General features: G+C 63.8%; 15 protein-coding genes and 2 pseudogenes. 8 read left to right on the forward strand and 9 right to left on the reverse strand.

The features are described from left to right. Nucleotides 1–33: 33 nt before the first annotated feature. The 4 genes from NHH88_24755 to tssF all read right to left on the reverse strand — a co-directional run bounded on the left by NHH88_24755 (nucleotide 34) and on the right by tssF (nucleotide 5,157). On the reverse strand, nucleotides 34–1,665 hold the full coding sequence (locus NHH88_24755) for a diguanylate cyclase (GenBank protein USX12862.1): 1,632 nt from the start codon (nucleotides 1,663–1,665) through the stop codon (nucleotides 34–36). Between the two features lie 207 nt (nucleotides 1,666–1,872). Further along, a complete protein-coding gene (locus NHH88_24760) occupies nucleotides 1,873–2,178 on the reverse strand; it encodes an NIPSNAP family protein (GenBank protein USX12863.1) in 306 nt (101 codons plus the stop codon). Nucleotides 2,179–2,284: 106 nt separating this feature from the next. Next, a complete protein-coding gene (tssG, locus tag NHH88_24765) occupies nucleotides 2,285–3,271 on the reverse strand; it encodes a type VI secretion system baseplate subunit TssG (protein ID USX12864.1) in 987 nt (328 codons plus the stop codon). Continuing rightward, nucleotides 3,235–5,157, reverse strand: coding sequence for a type VI secretion system baseplate subunit TssF (gene tssF / locus NHH88_24770; protein ID USX12865.1), 1,923 nt, complete (start codon nucleotides 5,155–5,157; stop codon nucleotides 3,235–3,237). Before tssF ends, tssG begins: the two co-directional genes overlap by 37 nt. Before the next feature lie 183 nt (nucleotides 5,158–5,340). Between tssF and NHH88_24775 the strand changes: the two genes are divergently transcribed. Further along, on the forward strand, nucleotides 5,341–6,048 hold the full coding sequence (locus NHH88_24775) for a hypothetical protein (GenBank protein ID USX12866.1): 708 nt from the start codon (nucleotides 5,341–5,343) through the stop codon (nucleotides 6,046–6,048). Nucleotides 6,049–6,054: 6 nt separating this feature from the next. Then, a complete protein-coding gene (locus tag NHH88_24780) occupies nucleotides 6,055–6,516 on the forward strand; it encodes a hypothetical protein (GenBank protein USX12867.1) in 462 nt (153 codons plus the stop codon). Here the strand turns inward: NHH88_24780 and NHH88_24785 are convergent, their stop codons facing one another. Next, a complete protein-coding gene (locus tag NHH88_24785; protein USX12868.1) occupies nucleotides 6,517–8,469 on the reverse strand; it encodes an RNA helicase in 1,953 nt (650 codons plus the stop codon). 143 nt (nucleotides 8,470–8,612) lie between these two features. On the opposite strand from NHH88_24785, the gene NHH88_24790 reads away from it, so the two are divergent. Beyond that, nucleotides 8,613–9,221, forward strand: a complete 609-nt coding sequence (locus NHH88_24790) for an IMPACT family protein (protein ID USX17424.1) — start codon at nucleotides 8,613–8,615, stop codon at nucleotides 9,219–9,221. Between the two features lie 75 nt (nucleotides 9,222–9,296). Here the strand turns inward: NHH88_24790 and NHH88_24795 are convergent, their stop codons facing one another. Next, nucleotides 9,297–10,457, reverse strand: a complete 1,161-nt coding sequence (locus NHH88_24795) for a DUF418 domain-containing protein (GenBank protein USX12869.1) — start codon at nucleotides 10,455–10,457, stop codon at nucleotides 9,297–9,299. Nucleotides 10,458–10,665: 208 nt separating this feature from the next. Between NHH88_24795 and NHH88_24800 the strand changes: the two genes are divergently transcribed. Both NHH88_24800 and NHH88_24805 read left to right on the forward strand, forming a co-directional pair. Next, nucleotides 10,666–12,909 carry a phospholipase C, phosphocholine-specific gene (locus tag NHH88_24800; protein USX12870.1) on the forward strand — a complete coding sequence of 748 codons (2,244 nt, stop codon included), beginning with the start codon at nucleotides 10,666–10,668 and terminating at the stop codon, nucleotides 12,907–12,909. A gap of 76 nt (nucleotides 12,910–12,985) precedes the next feature. Continuing rightward, complete coding sequence (locus NHH88_24805) at nucleotides 12,986–13,570, forward strand: PEP-CTERM sorting domain-containing protein (GenBank protein ID USX12871.1); 585 nt, start codon at nucleotides 12,986–12,988, stop codon at nucleotides 13,568–13,570. A 151-nt stretch (nucleotides 13,571–13,721) separates the two neighbouring features. On the opposite strand, the pseudogene NHH88_24810 reads toward NHH88_24805, so the two are convergent. The 3 genes and pseudogenes from NHH88_24810 to NHH88_24820 all read right to left on the reverse strand — a co-directional run bounded on the left by NHH88_24810 (nucleotide 13,722) and on the right by NHH88_24820 (nucleotide 16,064). Next, a pseudogene (locus NHH88_24810) lies at nucleotides 13,722–14,498 on the reverse strand (methyl-accepting chemotaxis protein). Nucleotides 14,499–14,780: 282 nt separating this feature from the next. After that, nucleotides 14,781–15,266: pseudogene (locus tag NHH88_24815) on the reverse strand (MCP four helix bundle domain-containing protein). A 12-nt stretch (nucleotides 15,267–15,278) separates the two neighbouring features. Next, complete coding sequence (locus NHH88_24820) at nucleotides 15,279–16,064, reverse strand: transporter (protein ID USX12872.1); 786 nt, start codon at nucleotides 16,062–16,064, stop codon at nucleotides 15,279–15,281. Between the two features lie 91 nt (nucleotides 16,065–16,155). Between NHH88_24820 and NHH88_24825 the strand changes: the two genes are divergently transcribed. From NHH88_24825 to NHH88_24835, 3 genes are all read left to right on the forward strand, one after another. Next, entirely contained in the window at nucleotides 16,156–16,695 is a 540-nt protein-coding gene (locus NHH88_24825; protein USX12873.1) for a GNAT family N-acetyltransferase, read from the forward strand. Nucleotides 16,696–16,877: 182 nt separating this feature from the next. After that, the gene (locus NHH88_24830; protein ID USX12874.1) at nucleotides 16,878–18,122 is read left to right on the forward strand and encodes an HlyD family efflux transporter periplasmic adaptor subunit; all 1,245 of its coding nucleotides are present in this window, start codon (nucleotides 16,878–16,880) and stop codon (nucleotides 18,120–18,122) included. 21 nt (nucleotides 18,123–18,143) lie between these two features. Beyond that, nucleotides 18,144–18,806 carry an ABC transporter ATP-binding protein gene (locus NHH88_24835; protein USX12875.1) on the forward strand — a complete coding sequence of 221 codons (663 nt, stop codon included), beginning with the start codon at nucleotides 18,144–18,146 and terminating at the stop codon, nucleotides 18,804–18,806. Nucleotides 18,807–18,813 lie beyond the last annotated feature (7 nt).

Here is an 18,813-nt window from a genome sequence, read left to right on the forward strand (position 1 = left end):
AACCATCATACCGCAACCGTGCCCGCGACTGGCCTAGCCCGTGCGGCGCAGCGCCAACACGCGCGCGTCGTGGTGGACATTGATGGCGTAACCGTTGCGCCCGGCGCTTTTGACGCCGTACAGCGCCTGGTCGGCCGCGTGCATCAAGCCCTCAGGCGTAGCGCTCGGGTCGTTGCTGATGGCGATGCCGACGCTGGCGGTCACGCGCAGGCCCGGGCCGCCGATCGCGCCGAAATGGAAGGGCGCGGCCATCGCCTCGACGATCTTGTCGCCGAGCGGCGCGCCCTCCGCCACGGAGCCGAGCTGCTCGAACACGATGACGAACTCGTCGCCGGCCAGCCGCGCCACGGTGTCGCCGCCGCGCACCGCGTCGTTCAGCCGGCGGGCAAACTCGACCAAGACGGCGTCGCCGACACCGTGGCCGTAGGTGTCGTTGATCTGCTTGAATTTATCGATATCCAGGAAGGCCAGGCCCACATAGCAATCGGCGCGCCCGGCGCGCGCGATCGCCGCCGGCAGCAACTGGTCGAACATGCGCCGGTTGTTGGCACCGGTAAGCGGGTCGGTGCTGGCCAAGCGCTGCATCGCGTCCTGCGCCTCCTGCCGCTGGCGGGACAGCAGGTGCAGTGCGCGGCTCAACGTGCCGAACTCGTCGTGCCGCTCGCTGGCGAACACGTCGATATAGGCGATGCCGGAATTGATCGACTCGACTTGTTTGCGCAAGTGCGCCAGTGGTTGCATCAAGGCCTTGGTCAGGACCCATCCGAAGAACGCGGCCAGTGCCGTGATCATCGACGCCGCCGCCAGCGCCCGCCCGCGCACCGCCGCCATCGGCGCGAAGGCGTTGCGGATCGGATAGACGGCGGCGATGGTCCAATCGACCTTGCGCAGCAGCGTGTGCGCCACCAGCACCGGTGTATCGTCGTCGAGCACGTCGTCGCGCCAGCCCTCCGGACGGTGCAGCACGGCCTGGCCGAGCGCGCCGTCCGGGTCCAGGTGGGTCAGCACGCGGGCCTTGTCGGGATGATGGATGATGGTGCCGTCGGCGCCAACGATGAACAGATAGCCCTGGCTGCGGTGCAGCGAGTCGAGATAGTCGGAGAAAGACGGGCGCAGCAGGTCGATCGCGCCGAGCAGCACCATGATGACGTTGCCCTGTTCGTCCTCGACCGGCTGGGTGAGGGCGATCACCGGCTTGCCCGATAGCGCGCTGACGAACGGCGCCGAGACCACGCCCTCGCGCGCAGCCAGCGTATCCTTGAAATACTGCCGTCCGGCGACGTTGATGCGGCGCGCATTGCGGCTGTTCAGGCTGGCGATGAGATTGCCCTGAACGTCGAAGGCGGTCACGTTAAAGAACTCGCCGCGCAGGCTCTCGCGCGACTCGAGCAAGCGCTGAACCTGTCCCGGCGCCGTGCCATGCTCGCGCATTTCCTCCATCAGCGAAAACAGCAACAGCTTTTTTCCCTTGAGATCGTTGTCGATGTGGCCGGCCGCGCTGCTCAGCAGTGACAGTTGCTGTCTGGCGACACCCTCGCGCATTTCGGTTTCAGCGACCAGCAGGGACACGCCGCCAGCGCCGAGCGCGGCCAGCATCACCATCGCCGTGACCAGCATGGTTATCTTGAAATTAAAACTCTGGATGATGCGGGCCACTGGTTTCATGTCGGTCTCTGCCTCACCACGTGCGGGGAAGGCATGGCTACGAGTGTCCGGCACGATCGGGGCCAGGGGAAGGACGCGGGCAGGAATCGGGCTCCGGCGTCAATCGGACGAGTCTATCGCATTTCCACAAGTTCCACAAAGTAATTAAGTTGCATATCAACCACAGTCGGCATGCGGCAGCGGTGACCGGCGCCAGGGGATTCCATATTACTGGAAGACAGGTCGGAAGAAGCTGCGCTCATAGCTGATGATGCAGCGGGTTTCCTCTGCATATTTGAAGGCGGCTTGGCATTCGGCGTCATCCTGCGACTTGGTCCGATATTCTTCATATGCGGCAAGCGATGGAAAGGTGAACATCGCCAGCGCCACGTTGTTGGCGCCTTCTGACGGCAGAAAATATCCATGGTGCTGGCCGCCAAATCTTTCAACCAGCGGTATCCAGATTTTCCCGTAGTGCTCGAATTCCTTGAGCTTGTGTGCATCAATCACGTAGCGCAGATAGCAGGTAACCATGAAAATCTCTAATCGAATCGTTGATGGTCCAACTATAGTATAAAAAAGGCAAATAGGCGTAATATTTGTATAGGTCAAAACAGACTTTATTTTGTGTCGGCGATCTTCAGGTACGCAGCAAATACATCAAATCCTCGCGGTCCTGTCCGGGTGGTTGGCTGTAGAGGCAGGTATCCACGCCCAGCCGCGCGCCGTTGGCCTCGTCCAGGCTGAACCCGCGCACATCCTGTGCGCGCTGGATCAGATGCACTTCGTAGCACATGTCCACGCCGCACTGCAGCGCCAGCAGCGCGGCCAGCCGCACCGCGCCGCTGTTCCCGGGCAGGAAGCGGTCGTAACCATCTCGGTCCAATGGACCAATGCGCAGCCGCACGCGGGCGTCGCAACGATAGAGTCGTTGGCCCAGCAATACACCGCCGCCAAGATCGACATTCGCCATGCCCAAGCGCGCCTGGTCGCCGGCGGGCAAGTCCTGCCACTCCCCCACCAGTTGCTCCACCGCGAACGGCACGTCGAAGTACTCCGCGTACATGCCGGCCATCAGCGGCGCGGAGACCGCCCGGCCGCGTATCTGCATGGCATAGAACGCCATCGTCTCACGCTCGATGCTGTCGTCGTCCGGAGCGCAATGCGCGCCCGACAGCAACGTCAGCATGCCCATGAACGCGTCGTCCCCTTCCGGCGTGGCCATGCACTCCGGCCGGTGCCTGGCCCAGGCCGCGTAAAACATGTCCAGCGCGCGATGCGAGAACATGTCGAGAAACGCCCTCGGGCCGCCGTCGCTGTTGCCTTTCTCATGGCGGTTGATGCGCTCCGAATAATGCAGCGGCAAGCTGCCCTGGCTGCCCAGCAATCCCATGAACGCGGGCGTGATGCGGATGCGCTTGTCGTCGCTGCTGACGCTGTCGATCTGGCTGGGCGGGAAGCCCAGCGACAGCCGGTTGCGGAAGCGCACGTCGCTCAAGCCGGCGCCGCCCTCCTGTTGCTGCGCGAGCGCGATCAGCCGCACCGCCTGGAAGAACTCGAAGCGGTGGGGTTCGGCCAGCAGCTCGCCGATCAGGCCAAGCTCAACGCGCCGTTGCGGGGCAGACATCGCAGCAACTCCTTTCCATTGATACTGGAGACAATCACCAGCTGGGTGTAGCTGTTCAGATGGACGTGCAAACCAAACAGATGGTCGAGTAGTTGCGCGAACATATGCAGTCCGGTGCCGGCGAACGCTTCCTCGTCCAGGGTGACCGTCACCTCGGTGCCGCGCAGCGTCGCGCTGCCCTGCGCTTGCCGCACCAGCTTGGTGGCGGGCCGGTGCGACAGGCCGGCGATGCCGTCGATCTGGCGCTGGGAGACGGCGTTGTCCGGCCGCGCATAGAGCCGCAGCATCTCCGTCAACGCCGGCAATCCCTCGTGCGTCAGCGCGCGGTGGTTGAGCGCCAGATGGCTGATCAGTCCCCACTGGCCATTGCCGTTCGCGCTCAGCCGGTACGAGGTGGTCGGCCGGCGCAGCACGCGGATCGGAAAGCCGCCAACGGCCGCCTCCGTGGCCAGGTCGCCCCGGGGCCGTCCGTATTCCATATGATGCGGCAAATCGCGGTTGGTGCAGGTGACGCGCACCGACGCCGTGGCCTGCTCGTTGCGCAACGGAGAAAAATCGTGGTCGACCAGGGTCAGCGAAAAATCGTGGCCCGCGCCGGCGGCCAGCGCCTCGTCGCGGCTGGCCAGCCAGTAGCGGCCCTTGCGGCTGGCCGCGCCGCCATGGCGCAGCGAATAGTATGGAAAGAACTCGGTCACACTGTCGCCGTTCGCCGATGGCCGCACCAAATGCACCGAGTCGATGCTGTAGATCTCGCTGCCGCTGCCGGGCATCTGGTCGGGCATCAGCGGATAGCTGCTGAGCGCGTGCGTGACGCGAATCGGCGTGACCGGCTGCGTGTACAGATTGACGATGGGCGTGCAGCCGAGCACCAGATTATCCGCCACCAGCGCGCGCAGGATGCGCGCGGCGGGCATGTCGGGCCGGCAGCCGGCCAGCGCCAGCCGCAGCGTCAAACGGCCGCAACCGGCTGGCACGTCGGCCAGCACGGCGTCGAGGTCGATGTCGAAAAAATCGAATTTTTCAGGAAAGGCGAAATACTCGCCGAGCAGCCGGTAGCCGCCGTGCTCGGAGGCTGCGGCCGGCAACAGCGCCTCGTCATCGGCAAAGCCGACCGGCGTTATGGGCGACCCGGACAACACGCTCCACTGCCCGTCCGCCTCCACGCAGGCGCCGGCGGCCCGCATGAACAAGGTGTCGCGCAAGGCGGCGCGCAGCGACGGTTCGCCATCGATGAACACTCTCAACCTCGACAGCCCGTTCAACGCCGGGCCGAGGGCGCAGCCGACACTTTCCAGCGTGATGCAAATGGCCGCGCCGGCGTTCGCCGGTAGCGGCAGCCCCGGCGGCGCCTCGATGTGCGGCTCGAACCATGCGGCGCCGATCGCCACCGGCGCGACCGCGACGTCGTAGACCGTGCGGAAGCGGCACGCCACCTTCGCCTGTCCCAGCGCCGTCATCGGGGTGCCGCGCGGCACAATAATTGGCACCATCGTGACGCCGGAGATCTCGCCGGCCCTGGCGCCGCCATGGTCGATGTGCGCGATCGAACACGACGGCATCGGCCGCAGGTAGTGCGGATACAGCATGCCGAGCAGCGCTTCGGTGAAGCCGGCATAGCCGTCGTCGAGCAGCTTGCCCACGCGGGCATTGAGGACGGCAGAACCCTGGATCAGGCGGTCGACATGCGGATCGGCGCCGCCCTCTGCTTTGGTGCCGAGACTGCCGGCAAGCTTGGGATAGCGCCCGGCAAACTCGGCGCCGGCCTGCCGCAGCAGGCCCAGTTCGCGTTCGACATACGGCAGCAGTTTATCCATCGTGGCATCCGTGACAACCCATGCGACCCCAGCCGTGATGGCGATGGTCGAACCGCACAGGCTGTCGATCATCGCATTGCTGCGAAAAAACTTATTGACATGCAGCAATAACGGGACGTCATGTCGCTAGTCGCGCAACACTTTGCGCAGTCGCTTGCGCGGCCACAATTCGTCCGGCCCGGATATCTCTAACCTGTGAATTCCTCTTTATTTTTCATCGTAATTTTTCACCATAACTAGACAGGGATGAGCGACATGGCGACAGCGACAAAAGATGAGAACCAGGAACTCTTCGAGCAGACGATCCGATCGCTCGAGGCGCAGCTCGCCAACGCCGGCGCCCATTTGACCATCGACGCCTCCGCCCGCATCGCCTACGCGCGCGAGATCAAGCACATGGCGGACCGGCTCCGCACCGAAGCGTTCACCGGCAGGATCACCTGGGCCCAGGCGGCGGCGCAAGCGCAGGAAACCCGCAACACCGTCATGACCATCATCCGTTCGCGCAGCACGTCGGTGGGCCGCGCGGTGGCGCAGCGCATCAAGGCGCAGGGCTACACGCTCAACGAGTTGGTGGCCCGCCAGACCACCCGCATGTACGGCCCCGGCGCGACCTTCGCCCGGCTGACCGCCTCACAGCGCAACATCGTCTACGCGTCCATCGTCAGCTCGGCCGGCAAGTCCAATCCGGCGGTCACGCAAACGATGTCACGCTTGTCGTACGTGGGGCGCGGCGTGATCTTCGTGTCGCTGGGGTTGTCGATCTACAACGTGACGACCTCGACCAACAAGGCGGCGGCGACCGGCAAGGAAATCGCCATCAACGGCGCCGGCATCGCGGGCGGCATGGCCGGCGGCGCGCTGGCCGGCCTGGCATGCGGGCCGGGCGCGCCGGTGTGCGTTACAGTGGGTGCTTTCATCGGGGGCGCACTGGCGGCCTTTGGTGTCAGCTCAATCTGGTAGACCATCATGAAACTGTTTTCGACAGACGACCTCTCGATCCGCCCCCGGCAGACCGGCGACGGCCTGCCGCGCAGCGAACTCATACTCTATGGCGAAACCACGGAAAAAATCGTCGAAGGGGCGGTGCTGGAAGCGGCCGTTTGCTGGAAGGGCCACTTCCTGATCTTCCTGACCGACGACATCATCCACGAAGACACGTTGCGCATCTACCTGCTCGATCCCAAGCTCGACATCGTCGACGCCGCGCGGCTGAGCGCGATGTACTCGACCGGCGCCTTCACCGGACTCGAACTGGTCGAACCCAACATCATCCACTTCGACTTCTTCGGCGCCACCACCTGGACCCTGGAGCTGCTCGACGAACAATCCTTTACCGTGCCGATGGTGTCCGACCCCAAAGGCGTGACCCGGCCGTTCAAATTATCCTGCCGCTTCAAGCTGCACGGCGCGCCGCAGCCGGGCGATTGATCAGCGCCGGAATTTCTTCGGCTGACGCTTGCGGGCGGCCGAGTTCTGATCCTGCAAAATCGAATCGACGCGCTCCGACGCTTCGCGCGACAGCTTTTGCGCCAGCTCCGTGTCCGGGAAATACTCCGGCTGGCGATAGGCCAGCCAGGCGTAGGCCGAATACAGCCGGCAGGCGTCCTCCACCTCCTGCAAGTTCATGAAATGCAGCGGATTCTGCTCCGGCTTGAGGCGCGTGATCTTCTTGTGCGCCAGCGCGGTGGCCCAGCCTTCCCACGCGTGCTGCAAGGTATGTACCTTGGACGAGATCGGCACCAAGGACAGCGCGAACTTCTCCGCCACCGTCAGTTGCAAGGTATCGAGCCAGGCGGCGCGCTCGAACTGGTCCTCGGTGATGCGCGGATAGAAGAAACCATCCGGCACATCGATGTTATGCACGAAGCGTTTGAGCAGCTTGGCCAGTCCATGCTCGTTGGTCACCGATGAAATCCGGTGTAAATGTTCCAACGTTGGCGCCACGGCAAAGCCGGTGGTTTTCAGCGGCACCGGCTTTTCCTGCAACAGCGAACGCATCACGTTGTGCGTCTCGTTGTCGTAGCCTGCCACCAGGCCCTCCTCGTGCACGCCGAAGCGCCCGGCCCGGCCGGCGATCTGCCGGGCCAGCGCCGCAGGAATCTCTTCCTCTTCATATCCATTGTATTTAACGGACGTAGTCATCACGATGCGCGCAATTGGCATATTCAGCCCCATGGCGATGGCGTCCGTGCCGACCACCACGTCGGCCGCGCCCTCGCGGAAGCGCTGGGCCTGCGCGCGCCGCACCTCCGGCGACAAGTTGCCGTAGACGGTGGCCACCGACAGGCCGACCTCGGTCACCATGTCGCGCCACATCAACACCTCCCGGCGCGAAAAGCAAATGACGGCGTCGCCGCGCCGCAGATTGGTCAGCTTGCGCACGGCCGACGGCTCCATCGACAGCGGCCCCTTGCGCTTCAACACATGCACTTCCAGCTCGCATTCGAGCCGCGCGGCCAGCACCTCGATGGCGCGGCGCGCTTCCGGCGCCCCGACCAGGTAGACGGTGTGCGCCGGGGCGCCGCAGACGGCGGCGGTCCAGGCCGAGCCGCGATCGCGGTCGGCCAGCATCTGGATCTCGTCAATCACGGCCACATCGACCGGCGTGCGGGTATCGAGCATCTCGACCGTGCTGGCGACGTGGGTGGCGCCGGCGACCAGGCGCCGCTCCTCGCCGGTGACCAGGCTGACGGCCAGCGGCCTGCCATGCTGCTCCATGCCCTGCAGGCGCTCATAGTTCTCCAGCGCCAGCAGACGCAACGGCGCCAGATACACGCCGCTCGGCGCCTTGGCCAGCGCCTCGATGGCCTGGTGCGTCTTGCCGGAATTAGTCGGACCCAGCAGCGCGATGAACTTGCGTTTAATGCGGCGGGCGACGTCGAACGACGCCGGATATTCGGCCAGATTGATGCTTTGCCGGGTGCGCTCGGCATGCTGCTCCTCCATTTCGCGCTCGACGGCGTGCTCCAGCCGCTGTCGGATGCGGTCGAACACCGTGCCGGCCGGCTCGGAGATCTGCATGTCGGCCAGGGCTTGCAGGAAAGGTTGCGGGTCGAGGTCGCAATCGTCGCAGGCATCGGCCATCTCGCGGACGAATTCGCCAACATACCCATGCAGTTCGGCGACGACGGCGTCGCTCGCGCGCTCGCACAGCAGCGCCGACCTTGCGTCGCCATCCATCTTGCGCCACTTGGACGGCTTGGCCAGCACGCCTTGCGCCGGCACCAGATCGTAGGGGTAATGTGTGCCGTTATACTCGACAATGCCGGTCAGGCGTAAAAACACCCGCCCTTCCATCCGGGACAACAAAAACCCCTTGGCCGTCAGGCCGAGCTGGCGCATCAGGTCGTCGTCGTTTTCTTGATCTGCAATGTCTGTCATGGTGCTGCCTTGGCGAGTGCGTCTATGTTGGATCGATACCGCCAGATTATATCGTGCCGCTCCTGCGCCCGTTTTTTGTATTTCCCAATGATATCTGGCACCATACGCGGTTCCGACGCAAAGCCAGCCCTGAAATCACCGCAATGCCTCAAACCATTATCGCCCCCGTCCAGCATGAATTGCTGATTAAAAAAAGCCGCTTTATTGCCTGCGTGCAGCCAATGACGGATCGGGCCGCCGCACAAAAAGTGGTGGCGGAGTTATGGGCGCAACATCCGCAGGCCGCGCACGTTTGCTGGGCATTATTAGCGGGCGGCCAATCGGCGGCGGTCGACGATGGTGAACCCAGCGGAACGGCCGGACGGCCTATGCTCGATGTTTTAAGACACCAGGATCTGGAGGGGGTATTGGCCACCGTCGTGCGTTATTTCGGCGGCGTAAAGCTGGGCGCGGGTGGACTGGTGCGCGCTTATACCGACAGCGTGGCACAGGCTTTATTAAGCGCCGAGAAAATCGCCATTATCAAGCTGCGCCATTTAATCTGTACGGTGCCGTATGCGATGGAAGGAATGATACGGCGCGAAATTGAAATGGCGGGGGCCAGCCTCGATAATGTATTCCACGCCGATGACGTCAGGTTTGAATTCAGCATGGCGGACACCGCCGCCGCTTCATTCATCACCCGCCTTAACGAAGCCGGCCATGGCCGCATCCTCTGGATCGATCCCGATGACGAATCGGCAACCGAATAAGGAAGACCGCAGGCACGCGGCTTCCATCCGTCACAAGCTCGATTTTGGTATATTCGCGCCAATAGTTGGCACGCCCTACCGGGGAACGCCGACCCAAGTGGCCCTGTGCCACAAGGTTTCGAATGGTCCCTGCTGATGGTTCTTCAGCCACCATACGCTGAACTGGCGCTGCAGCAGGGCCAGCACTATCCCAATCGCCAAGGCATAACTAGCGCCGGTATATTGGTACATACCCAGACCAAAGCCATAATAAATCCACGTGCCGACGATCGATTGCACGATATAACTGGTCATGCTCATTTTCCCCAATGGCGAGAAGAACGCCAGCCAGCGCCAGGAATAAAACAGCAGCGCAAAACCGGATACCAATACCAGCATAAAGGCCACATTCGACCACGACGTGACGATCACAAGCAACGGCCGCTGAATCGCCTGGCCCGTAATCCATGACTCTGGATAAGATTTAAGCAGGTAGAACGGAATAAAAACCAGCGCTGATATAACCAGGGTCCGCAACCAGAATGCTTTATTTTCGGGCGAGGTTTTGAATACGCCTTTTCTGCCGGCCAGCATACCGAGCATGAACAACGCGGGTATCTGGAATATACGACCATTCTCCCAGCTCCACCGCAAAGCCGCCTCTTTGCCGTTGGTCAGGTTTCCCCACCACACATCGAACATGGAACCGTTCGCCATATATTTCGACGTGCGGCCGAAATAAGCCCACGATGCCGGATCGGCCAGTTTCTCATCAGGATTTGGCAATGCCTGGAAAAACTCCAGCCATGCATAGGGTTGCAGCAGCAATATCACGGCGATGGCCAGCACCGTTCCGCTGCGAAGACGCGCGACGGGGATCAGCGCCAGTCCCAGCACGGCGTAGATACTCAGAATGTCGCCCTGGTAGAACATGGAGTTGAACAGGCCGAATGCCAGCAGCAATGCCAGGCGCCACGCGAACCGGGGCCGGAAATCCTCGCCGCGCTGCTCGCGGCTATGCCACTGGATATAAAAGGTTATGCCGAACAGGAGGGCAAAGATGGCATAGGACTTTCCGCCGAACAGGAAGAACATGCTATCCCAGATCATTTTGTCGATCAGCTTCAGCCACTCTGGCAGCCCGCCGGGGGAAAAATAGAAGTCGAAATGCTCGATGTTGTGGAGCAGCATAATCGAGACGATGGCGAAGCCGCGCAGCGCGTCGATCACATCCAGACGGGAGGAAGTGGTGTTCATCGGTTCCAGTTACCTTGGCAAAATGAGCAGAATGCCAAGTTTATATGGAAACGGTACCAGCAGTAAGTGAATTCGGGACATCGCCTGTCATTCAGCCGTAACACTTGCGACCTAAAGTAGCGGGGCCGCACAGCAAAACGGTAACACGAAGACAACAAACCACGCGCATCCCCCGGCGCGTATCCCCCAACGTCCTCACACGAATTCTATGACCTCACGACGCAGCTTCCTCCTCAACAGCGCCCGCGCGGGTATCGCTGCCGGCGCTTACGCAGCCTTTCCGCCGTCGATACAGCGCGCGCTCGCCATCCCGGCCAACAATGCGACCGGCACCATCCGGGACGTCGAGCATGTGGTGATCCTGATGCAGGAGAACCGCGCGTTCGACCATTATTTCGGCACGCTCGCCGGCGTGCGCGGCTTCGGGGACCGTTTCCCCATCCCGTTGCCGGAGGGCCGCAACGTATGGCAGCAGCGCACGGGGAACGGCACCGTGATATCGCCCTTCCACCTGGATGGCAGCACCGGCAATGCGCAGCGCGCCAGCGGTACGCCGCATGACTGGCTCGACAGCCAGCTGGCCTGGGACAACGGCCGCATGGACCAGTGGCCGCGCTACAAGAATCCGATTTCGATGGGCTTTTTCAAGGAAGCCGAGCTGCCGTTCCAGTTCGCGCTGGCCAATGCGTTCACCTTGTGCGACGCCTACCACTGCGCGATGCACACGGGTACCGATGCGAACCGCTCGTTCTTCCTGACCGGCACCAATGGCGCGGTGCCGACCGGCACCGCCTTCGTCAGCAACGAGTGGGATGCCATCGATGGCCTGCCCGGCGGCGTCAACACCGGATACACCTGGACCACCTACGCGGAACGCCTCGAAACCGCCGGCGTGCGCTGGATGAGCTACCAGAACATGCCGGATGAATGGGGCGACAATATGCTGGGCGCGTTCCGGCAATTCAGGCGCGCCAACATCGCGTCGGGCTATCCCGTCTCCAGCGGCGGCTCGCCCGGCCGGCCCTACACCAACACCGGCCAGGCCCTGCCTTATCACGCCTATGATGCGGCGACCGACAACGCCAACAACCCGCTGTACAAAGGCGTCGCCAACACCCTGCCTGGCACCCAGCCCGAGCAGTACCTGGATGCGTTCAAGCGCGACATCCGCGAAGGCAAGCTGCCGCAGGTCTCGTGGGTGAACGCGCCGTCGATTTACTGCGAGCATCCCGGCCCGTCCAGCCCGGTGCAGGGCGCGTGGTTCGTGCAGGAGGTCCTGGACGCCTTGACGGCCAATCCCGAGGTCTGGAGCAAGACCGTGCTGATCGTCACCTACGACGAGAACGACGGCTATTTCGACCATGCGCCCTCGCCGTCCGCGCCTTCGCCCGACGGCAAGGGCGGCTACGCCGGCAAGACCACGCTGTCGCAAGCCCAGCTGTCACCCGAGTACCACACCTATCCGAAGCCGGCCGGCAGTGGGGGGCAACCGGCCCCGGATGGCCGCGTCTACGGCCCCGGTCCAAGGGTGCCGCTGTTTGTGATTTCGCCCTGGAGCCGTGGCGGCTGGGTCAACTCCCAGGTGTTCGACCACACGTCGGTGCTGCGCTTCCTGGAAGCCCGTTTCGGCGTGCAGGAGCCGAACATCAGCCCGTTCCGCCGCGCCGTCTGCGGCGATTTGACGAGCGCCTTCAACTTTGCCACGCCCAACTCCGAGGCGCTGCCGCAGCTCGCCGGGAAAAAGAACAAAAACCAGGCCGACGCCCTGCGCGCCGCGCAGCAGCGGCTGTCGCAGATCCGGCCGCCCGCCGCGCCGAGCATGCCGGTGCAAGCCGCCGGCACCCGGCCGTCGCGCGCGCTGCCCTACGAGCTGGCGACTACCTGCGAGGTGCAGCCCGGCGCCACGATGAACGCCGCGCGGGTCGCCCTGGGCTTCGTCAATACCGGCCGCCAGGCCGCCGTGTTCCATGTGTACGACCGCAAGGACCTGGCCGCCGTGCCGCGCCGTTACACCGTCGAGCCGGGCAAATCGCTGTCGGATGCCTGGACGCCGGCGGTCGGGGGCGCCTATGACCTGTGGGTGCTGGGGCCGAACGGCTACCACCGCCACTTCACCGGCAGCGCGCTGCGCGCCGTCGCGGCGGGCCAGCCGCGCCCGGACGTGCAGGTGCGCTGCGACGCCACCACGGCGGAGCTGGTGGTCCGCCTTGTCAACACCGGCGCCAGCGTTTGCACGTTCAACCTGAACGCGAACGCTTACGCGCCGCTCAGGCAGCTCCACACGGTCGCGCCGCGCAGCGAACTGGTGTTGCGCATTCCGGTGACAGGCAACGGTTGTTGGTATGACTTCAGCGCCACGGTGTCGGGCCAGCCGGACTACCTGCGGCGCTTCGCCGGCCGCGTCGAGACCGGCCGGCACACGGTCAGCGACCCGGCTTTGGGCCAGGCTTAAGCACAGGCGGGCAACCGGCGTGGCCGGCTGCCGCTTTTTTCAATTTACTGATCTACTTCACTGCGACAGGACATTCATGCATTCCATCATCCGCAAACTCGCCCTCGGCGCCGCCATGGCGCTGTGCACAGCCTGGGCCTCGGCCGCCGTGCTCGACTTCGACGACATCGTCGGTCCCGACGGTTACGCCCACGTGCCAGACAACTACGGTGGACTGGACTGGTCGGCCGCCGGCCTGTCGGTGTTCACCGGCGAGCAGGCGCCCTTCACGCCGCATTCCGGCAACGGCAGGGTGACCACCGATTGGATCGACGGCGGGCCGGTCGCCAGCACCATCCGCTTCCTGGCGCCAACCGTGTTCAACGGCGCCTGGTTCTCGGGTTTCAGCGACAGCAACGTGCGCTTTGACTTATATGTCGGAAATCAGCTGGTCGCGAGTTCGGCAGTGCTGCAACTGTCGGACGCGCCGGCCTACCTGGCCGCCGGCTGGGATGGCGCCGTCGACAAAATCGTCGTTTCCAGCGGCTTTCAAGGGTCGTATGTGATGGACGACCTGAGCTTCCAGAGCGCGTCGCCGGTGCCTGAGCCTGGATCGATGACGCTACTGTTGGCCGGAATGGGGCTCATCGGCGCTCTGCGGCTGCGCCGGTCGGGCCGCTAGGCTGGCCGATTACGGCGTGCCGCCTAATCCGCCCTACGTGTTACCCCGGTAAATTGTTAGCGCGACGGCCGGAACAATTTTAGCGAGAAGGCCGGAGCAATTGTTAGCGCGACGGGCGGAACAATTGTTAGCGCGACCGTCGGAACACTCTTTAGCGGGAGAGTCGGAAGACTTTCACCGCCTCTGCCAGCTGGTCGGCCTGCGCCTGCAAGGCGCCGGCCGCCGCTGCGGCCTGCTCCACCAGCGCGGCGTTTTGCTGCGTGGTGCTGTCGATGCTGCCGATCGCTTGGTTGATCTGCTCGATCCCCAGTTCCTGCTCGCGGCTGGCAGTGGCGATCTCGCCGACGATGGTGTTGACGCGGCTGATGCCGGTGACGATCTCGTCCATCGTGCCGCCGGCCTGGCCGACCAGCACGCTGCCCGCCCCCACCTGCGCGACCGACGCGTCGATCAACTGCTTGATCTCCTTGGCGGCAGAATCGGACCTGTGCGCCAGGTTGCGCACCTCGGAGGCGACCACCGCGAAGCCACGGCCCTGCTCGCCCGCGCGCGCCGCTTCCACGGCCGCGTTCAACGCCAGGATATTGGTCTGGAACGCGATCCCCTCGATCACGCCGATGATGTCGACGATCTTTTGCGACGAGGCGTTGATCGCGCCCATCGTCTCGACCACCTGCGTCATGACCGCGCCGCCCTTACTGGCGACCTGGGCCGCCGACGACGCCAGGTCGTTGGCCTGCCCCGCGTTGCTGGAATTTTGCTTCACCGCCGACGTCAACTCCTCCATCGACGAGGCCGTCTCCTCAAGCGAGCTGGCCTGCGACTCGGTGCGCGACGACAGGTCCATATTGCCGGAGGCGATTTCGCTCGACGCCAGGGCGATGGCGTCGGTGCCGCTGCGCACCTGGCTGACAATCGTGTGCAGGCTGGCGTTCATATTGGCCAGCGCCCGCTTGAGCAGGCCGGTTTCCGAGATATCGGCCGCGTCGAGCGTCATGCGGCCGGACAAATCCCCCTTCGACACGTTCTCCGCGAACCCGACCGCCTCGTTCAGCGGCTGCATGATGGAGCGGGTGATCAGTTGGCCGATCACCACCGCCACCACCACCGCCAGCAGCGAGAAGCCGATGATCTGGTAGCGCGAGTTGGCTACGGCGCTGTCGCCGACCAGCTTGGCCGACTCCGAATTCTTCTCGATCAGATCGCTCAGCGTCGACATGCTTTTTTCCAGCACGCGGAAGCTGTCCATGAAGCCGGCGAACTTGGCCTGCGCCGCGTCCTTGTTGGTCAGCGACAGCTCGACCATTTCCTCGGTGTTTTTCAGGTAGCGCTCGACGTCCGGCCGCACCGTGGCGATGGCGGCCCGCACCTGGTCATCGATGTCGGCCGCCTCCATGTCCTTTATGCCGCTGCGGAACAGCGCCATATGCTCGGCCAGGTCCTCGCGCACGCCCTTGACCTCGGCCGGATCGTTCTTCTCGGCGGCAATGCGCGCGGCCAGCACATCGGCGCGCAGCGCGTCGTGCATCATATCGGCCTGCAACTGATCCTTCATCGCCGCGCTGTTGGTGCTGATGGCGTGGATCGCCCCGTCGAGCACCTGTACCGCCACGTAACCGACTACGCCAACCAGGCTGACAAACGCCAGCGTGACCACATTCGATAACAGCAAGCGCTGCCTGATCGTCAACCGCATGGGAACTCCTGCTTAAAACTTCATGGAAAGGCCGACGGTCCAGCCCCAGTCCGGCGTCCTGCTATTGAGGCCGCGCGACAGCGCCGTATCGAGTTGCACAGTCTTGGTCAACAGGTAGGCCACGCCGGCGTTGAGGCTGCTCGACGTTCCGCCATCGCGCACATGGGCGATCTGCTCGGACGAATACTCGACAAAGCTGCGGAACTCATCGGTCCACCCCTTGCCGATCACGACGCCAAGGATGCCACCGGTGTAGCGGTCGCCGTCGTCGTTGACCTGCGATGCGATGCCGGGCATCACGCCCAGCGAAAAGTCATTGGCGAGCTCCCATTCGGCCACCATCCGCAATGAAGCGCCCTTGCCTTGCGCGCGGAAAGGCGCCGAGCCGGTGTCCAGGTCCACATGGGCCAGCAGGCCGATCGATGGCCGCGCACCCTGCTCGTCGGCGGCGTGCCATTTGACGCCGAGCGAGACGTCGCCGTAGCCGCTTTCGGTGAAGCGGGCGCCGCTGGCGGTATCGGTCGACGTGGCGCGAATGCGGCCGGCCGTTTCCAGCCGCACCTCCCAATCTTCGCTGACGCCGTAGCGCAACAGGGTCGGTGTCGCGTATGCTTTGTCCTTGATGCCGTCGGCCTTGTTGCGATCGCCGGCGAGGCTGGTTTCGATCTGGAAGCGTCCCTTGCCGACGACGTTGCTGGACTCGACGAAATCGGGCCGGTCGGTGGCGATTTCATCCTCCGCCGCCAGTGCCAGCGCAGGCAACATAAGCAGTACGACAACCATATTTTTGATAGCCATGGACCTTCTCCAACGACGATGTTCTGGACCCCACCGTAACACATTGATTTACATCAACGGTTGGTAAATTTCCACACGAACACATTTCCATATGACTTCAATCGAGCAACTCACATCCGAAGATTTCGATCTTTTCCTCGCCTATCTCAACGACCACTTGTCGGACAACGGCCGCGACGGCACAGGCTATTTCCAGCCGCTGTCGCGCGACGATTCGCGCTTCCCCGCCGACAAGGCGGACGCCTTCAAGACCGGCATGGGCATCGACGTGGGCGCGCCCGGCTGGCGCCGCGTCTGGGTGGCGCGCGACGCGGACGGACGCATCGCCGGCCACATCGACCTGCGCGCGCATGCGGAGCGCTACGCCGCCCACCGCTGCCTGCTGGGGATGGGTGTCGATCGCGGCCAGCGCAAGGCTGGCTTGGGCGGCCGCCTGATCGCGCACGCGCAATCGTGGGCGGTTCAGTCCGCGCGGCTCGGATGGATCGACTTGCAGGTGCTGTCCTCCAACACCCCCGCCATCAATCTCTACCTGCGCAACGGCTTCCACAAGACCGGCGAAATCGAAGACATGTTCGACATCGACGGCCGGCGTTTTTCGTACAGCGGCATGAGCAAGCGCCTGGGCTGATCCCAGGGGTGTCCGTTTCCGGACAAGGGTGAGCGAAGCCGGGCAACCGCCCTCCGCGCCGGCGGCCACTTAACCGTTGCTATCGCATTGATTTATATGACCTAATCAAAAAAACAACCCGGTGGCACGGCGATTGCAATAGTGAGGGGAACACCATCTCCACTCACTATTGACGCATCAACATGGACCAGGCCCTCAACCCCAAGATCATCGCCGGCCGGCGCCGCAAGACCTTGCTCGCCATCGCCGCGCTGCTGGCCACGCTGTGCGTCGGCGCCTGGGGCATCAACCGCGCCGTCACTCCGAGCGTGGAGGCGGGCGGCGTCAGCATCGCCGAGGTGCGGGTCGGCGATATCGCCAACACCATCAACGCGTCGGGCATCGTCATCCCCATCCACGAAGCGCTGGTCGCCAGCCCGATCCAGACCCGCGTTGCCAAAGTCCAGGCCAAGCTGGGCCAGCAGGTACAGGCCGGCGAGCTGCTGCTGGAACTGGACAATCGCACCGTGCTGCTGGCGATCGACAGCCTCAAGGAACAGCTGGCGCAACAGGAAAACCGCATCCTGGCGCTGACCCTGGAGCTGGAGCAGAAACGCAAGGAGCTGCTGAGCGCCATCGAGTTGCTGGAACTGGACCTGCAGGCCACGCGCGTGCGCCTGGGCCGCAACCAGACCTTGCGCAAGGCCGGCGGCGTCTCGGCCGAGGATCTGCTCACGGCCGAGCTCAACGTCCAGCGCAACGAGATCCAGCTGCGGCAAAAACGCGAACAGATCGAGGGCAGCAAGCGCGTCACCTCCAGCAACATCGAAGGCGCGCGGCTGCAAAAAAACATCCTGCAAAAACAGTTGCAGGAGCAGCAGCAACTGCTGGCGCAAACCCAGGTGCGGGCGCCGTTCGCCGGCATGCTGACCTTCCTGCTGGCCGACGAGGGTGCCAGCCTGGCCACGGGCCAGCTGGTCGCCAGGGTATCCGAGCTGAACAACTACAAGGTCGAGGCTTCGCTGTCCGACTTCCATGCGCGCGCGCTCAGCGCCGGCCAGCCGGTGCTGGTCGAACAGGGCAACGTCAAGCTCCAGGGCGAAGTCCACACCATCCTGCCCGAGATCCAGAACGGCACCGTCAAGCTGCTGGTGACCCTGGCCAACCCGCACCACGCGATACTGCGCAACAAGCTGCGCGTCGAGGTTAACATCGTCACCGAGCAAAAAAAGAACATCCTGCTGGCCGACAGCGGTCCCGCCTTCAACGGCCGGGGCCCGCAGGAGATCTTCGTCGTGCGCGACGGCGTGGCCCGCAAGACCACGCTCGACATCGGCGCCAGCGACGGCAAGAACGTCGAAATCAAGGCCGGCGCCCGCGCCGGCGACCGCCTCATCATCTCGGACACCCGCAACTACAAAGACCGCGACAGCATCCGCGTCGACTAACTTCATACGGAGAGAACATACATGATTCGCCTGCAAAAAGTCAGCAAGACCTACCAGACCGACAAGGTCGAAACGCTGGCACTGAAAGACATCGACCTGCACGTCGAAAAAGCGGAATTCGTCTGCATCATGGGCCCCAGCGGTTGCGGCAAGAGCACCCTGCTCAACCTGATCGGCCTGCTGGACCATCCCGGCAGCGGCGCCATCCACGTGGCCGGCACGCCGGTGGCCTCGTACAAGGACAAGTACGTGGCCAAGCTGCGCAACCAGACCTTCGGCTTCATCTTCCAGAGCTTCCACCTGATCAACGACCTGCGCGTGATCGACAATGTCGAGCTGCCGCTGTTATACCGCAATATCTCGACCAAGAAGCGCCAGCGGCTGGCGCGCGAGGCGCTGGAAAAAGTCGGCCTCGGCGCGCGCATGGACCACTACCCCAACCAGCTCTCCGGCGGCCAGCAGCAGCGCGTGGCGATCGCCCGCGCCATCGTCGGCCAGCCGCAGGTGTTGCTGGCCGACGAGCCGACCGGCAACCTCGACAGCAAAATGGGCCAGGAGGTGATGGACATCCTGCTCCAGCTGCACAGCGAGGGGACCACCGTCATCATGGTCACCCACAACGAGCAGGAGGCGAAGATGGCCGGCCGCATCGTGCGCGTATTCGACGGCCAGCTGGTCGCATAAGGGGGTC

The organism is Oxalobacteraceae bacterium OTU3CAMAD1, from assembly GCA_024123915.1.
Taxonomy (GTDB): domain Bacteria; phylum Pseudomonadota; class Gammaproteobacteria; order Burkholderiales; family Burkholderiaceae_D; genus Rugamonas.

Excerpts from the sequence above, each read along its gene's own strand:
- NHH88_24805 (USX12871.1), top strand. The coding sequence starts at position 12,986 with ATGCATTCCATCATCCGCAAACTCGCCCTCGGCGCCGCCATGGCGCTG.
- NHH88_24780 (USX12867.1), top strand. The coding sequence starts at position 6,055 with ATGAAACTGTTTTCGACAGACGACCTCTCGATCCGCCCCCGGCAGACC.
- NHH88_24825 (USX12873.1), top strand. The coding sequence starts at position 16,156 with ATGACTTCAATCGAGCAACTCACATCCGAAGATTTCGATCTTTTCCTC.
- NHH88_24835 (USX12875.1), top strand. The coding sequence starts at position 18,144 with ATGATTCGCCTGCAAAAAGTCAGCAAGACCTACCAGACCGACAAGGTC.
- NHH88_24820 (USX12872.1), bottom strand. The coding sequence starts at position 16,064 with ATGGCTATCAAAAATATGGTTGTCGTACTGCTTATGTTGCCTGCGCTG.
- NHH88_24760 (USX12863.1), bottom strand. The coding sequence starts at position 2,178 with ATGGTTACCTGCTATCTGCGCTACGTGATTGATGCACACAAGCTCAAG.
- NHH88_24755 (USX12862.1), bottom strand. The coding sequence starts at position 1,665 with ATGAAACCAGTGGCCCGCATCATCCAGAGTTTTAATTTCAAGATAACC.
- NHH88_24830 (USX12874.1), top strand. The coding sequence starts at position 16,878 with ATGGACCAGGCCCTCAACCCCAAGATCATCGCCGGCCGGCGCCGCAAG.
- tssF (USX12865.1), bottom strand. The coding sequence starts at position 5,157 with ATGATCGACAGCCTGTGCGGTTCGACCATCGCCATCACGGCTGGGGTC.
- NHH88_24800 (USX12870.1), top strand. The coding sequence starts at position 10,666 with ATGACCTCACGACGCAGCTTCCTCCTCAACAGCGCCCGCGCGGGTATC.
- NHH88_24785 (USX12868.1), bottom strand. The coding sequence starts at position 8,469 with ATGACAGACATTGCAGATCAAGAAAACGACGACGACCTGATGCGCCAG.
- NHH88_24790 (USX17424.1), top strand. The coding sequence starts at position 8,613 with ATGCCTCAAACCATTATCGCCCCCGTCCAGCATGAATTGCTGATTAAA.
- NHH88_24795 (USX12869.1), bottom strand. The coding sequence starts at position 10,457 with ATGAACACCACTTCCTCCCGTCTGGATGTGATCGACGCGCTGCGCGGC.
- NHH88_24775 (USX12866.1), top strand. The coding sequence starts at position 5,341 with ATGGCGACAGCGACAAAAGATGAGAACCAGGAACTCTTCGAGCAGACG.
- tssG (USX12864.1), bottom strand. The coding sequence starts at position 3,271 with ATGTCTGCCCCGCAACGGCGCGTTGAGCTTGGCCTGATCGGCGAGCTG.